We start from the raw sequence: 2,308 nt of genomic DNA, 5'->3' as shown, positions 1-2,308 counted from the left end.
GTCCCAGGGCAGCGCCCTGATCCAGCCGAACAGGCCGCGCCCGCCGCGCAGCCGCGCGGCGATTTCGACCGAGGCGCAGATCGTGAACACGGTCAGCAGCGTCGGCAGCGCGACCAGCGCGGTGAAGGCCGAATGGATGAACTTGAAGCCGGCGCCGACTTGCGGATCGGCGAAGGTGTGGTGCATGCCGATCGGCATCGCCACCACCAGGAACAGGATGAACGAGATCCGCGCCATGGTGTCGGAATAGACCCGGCCGCCGATCGCGCGCGGCACGATGGTGTAATAGGCGATGTAGGTCGGCATCAGCCAGAAATAGACGATGGCGTGCAGCGTCCAGGAGAAGAAGACACGGGCAAGACCGGCGTCGATCGTCGCCTTCAGCCCCGCCGCAACCGGAATGATCTGGAGCAGCAGCTCGAGCGCCGCGCCGACCGCGGTCCACGCCCACAAATAGGAGCCGGCGACATTGGCGAACATGGCGAGCGGCACCGGCGCGCCGGGATGGGCCTTTCGCCAGACGCGCAGATTGACCGCCATCAGCGCGACCCAGACCCACGAGCCGACCACGACCAGGACGACGCCGAGATAGTAGAAGACGTTGCCGATCAGCGGCGGATAGAACGTGTAGAGCACCGAGGCGCGCCCGAGCGCGATCGGGATCACGGCCATGATGCTGCCGGCAACGATCAGCCAGAATCCGGCCCAGGCCCAGCGCACGCCGACCAGGCGCTGCTCCAGCGCGGACTCGCTGATGGCGTAGCCAAAGCCCATCGCGACCAGGGTCGGGAACACGTAGCCCATCACCGTGCCGTGCGCGGTCAGCGAGCGATAATAGAGCTCGGGGTTGGAGAGCCAGGTGCCGATCGGGCTGCGGATGAACATCTGCCAGGCGCCGAGCGTGAGCGCGACGCCGAACACGGCGAAGGCGAACCAGAAATGGGCGAGGATGAGCTTCCTATTGGCCAACACAGCTCAGCCTCCCGCCGCCCTTCGCACGATTGGCAAAGTCGGTCTTGTCGATCACCTGGACCTTGCCCCACATGCCCTCGTGGCCAAAGGAGCAGAACTCCTGGCAGGGCATCAGATAGTCGCCGGTCCTGGTAAAGCGCATCAGCTGCTCGGAGATGTATCCCGGCACCAGCATGGTGTTGACGTTGGTGCCCTGGATCAGGATGCCGTGCACGACGTCGGCGCTGGTGGCGCGGAGCGTGATCGGCGTATCCACGGGCACCACGATGCAGGCCGGCGTGAAGGAATATTGCTGGCCGATCGCGCGTACCGTGACGTTGCCGTTGGCCTCGAGCACGCTGCCGAGATTGCTTTCGACGAATTCGCCCGAAAGATGAATGCGCGAGGGATCGGTGGTCTCGACGCGCGGCTGCGGCATGGTTGCGCGATGGATGCCGGCGAACGCCGCCAGCAGCGCCATGCCAACGATGATGATCACGGCAATAGTCGCCCAGCGCCGCTCGACGCGGGCTGCGACCTCGGCGCTGCCATGGGTGTCCTCTGCGCTCATTGCAGCGATCCGCGCGGCAGGAAGACGAACAGATAGAAGGCGAGCCACATCGCGACGACGCAGGCCGTGGCGATACCGGCGAGCACGATCGCGCCGGACGGGCCTTGCGCGACGACCTCCTCGACGGCCTGGTCGGCGGCGGCTGGGCTGGTCGGCGGATCGGAATTGATCATGACGGACCTCTGGCGTCCTCAGTTCAGCGGTGCGGAGCGCAGCTCGTTGGCCTCGCGGGCCGAGACCGGCGTGCCGCGATTGCCCCAGGCGGTGCGGATGTAGGAGACGACGGCGGCGACCTCGTTGTCGGAGAGCAGGCCGGCGAACGGCGGCATCCCATATGGCATCGGATTGCCCTTGGTGCCCGGCGGATAGCCGCCGTTGAGCACCATGCGGATCGGGTTGACCGCCGACTGCATCTCGATCGACTGGTTGTTGGCGAGCGGCGGCCAGTGCGGCGGCTTGCCTTCGCCCTGCGTGCCGTGACAGCTCGCGCAGTTCTTGTCGTAGACGGTCTTGCCGAGGCTGATCAGCAGGCTGCTCTCTGTGGTCGGCAGCGCCGAGCTCGCCGCCGGCGGAGGGGAAGGCTCCGAGATGCCCTTGAGGTACACCGCCATAGCCTTGGTGTCCGCGTCATCAAGATATTGCAGGCTGTTGTGCACGACTTCGGCCATCGGGCCGTAGACGACACCGCGCGCCGAAACGCCGGTCTGGAGCAGATCGGTGATGTCCTTGATGCTCCAGTCGCCGAGACCTGCCTCGCGGTTGGACGTGAGCGAGGGTGCGTACCAG

General features: G+C 66.2%; 4 protein-coding genes. All 4 read right to left on the bottom strand.

Annotation, left to right across the window (positions count from 1 at the left end):
- A partial coding sequence (locus tag AC1D00_RS37155; RefSeq protein ID WP_477014092.1) for a cbb3-type cytochrome c oxidase subunit I occupies window positions 1-972 on the bottom strand: 972 nt, incomplete at its 3' end.
- Window positions 959-1,522, bottom strand: a complete 564-nt coding sequence (locus AC1D00_RS37150) for a cytochrome C oxidase subunit II (protein WP_477014091.1) — start codon at window positions 1,520-1,522, stop codon at window positions 959-961. The genes AC1D00_RS37150 and AC1D00_RS37155, both read right to left, overlap by 14 nt.
- On the bottom strand, window positions 1,519-1,695 hold the full coding sequence (locus AC1D00_RS37145) for a hypothetical protein (RefSeq protein ID WP_027542758.1): 177 nt from the start codon (window positions 1,693-1,695) through the stop codon (window positions 1,519-1,521). Before AC1D00_RS37145 ends, AC1D00_RS37150 begins: the two co-directional genes overlap by 4 nt.
- 18 nt (window positions 1,696-1,713) lie before the next feature.
- Window positions 1,714-2,308 (bottom strand): cytochrome c (locus AC1D00_RS37140; RefSeq protein WP_477014090.1); only part of this gene is annotated, 595 nt, incomplete at its 5' end.

Source organism: Bradyrhizobium sp. P2_E8, assembly GCF_056403875.1.
This window is presented reverse-complemented; position numbering and strand designations above follow the sequence as displayed.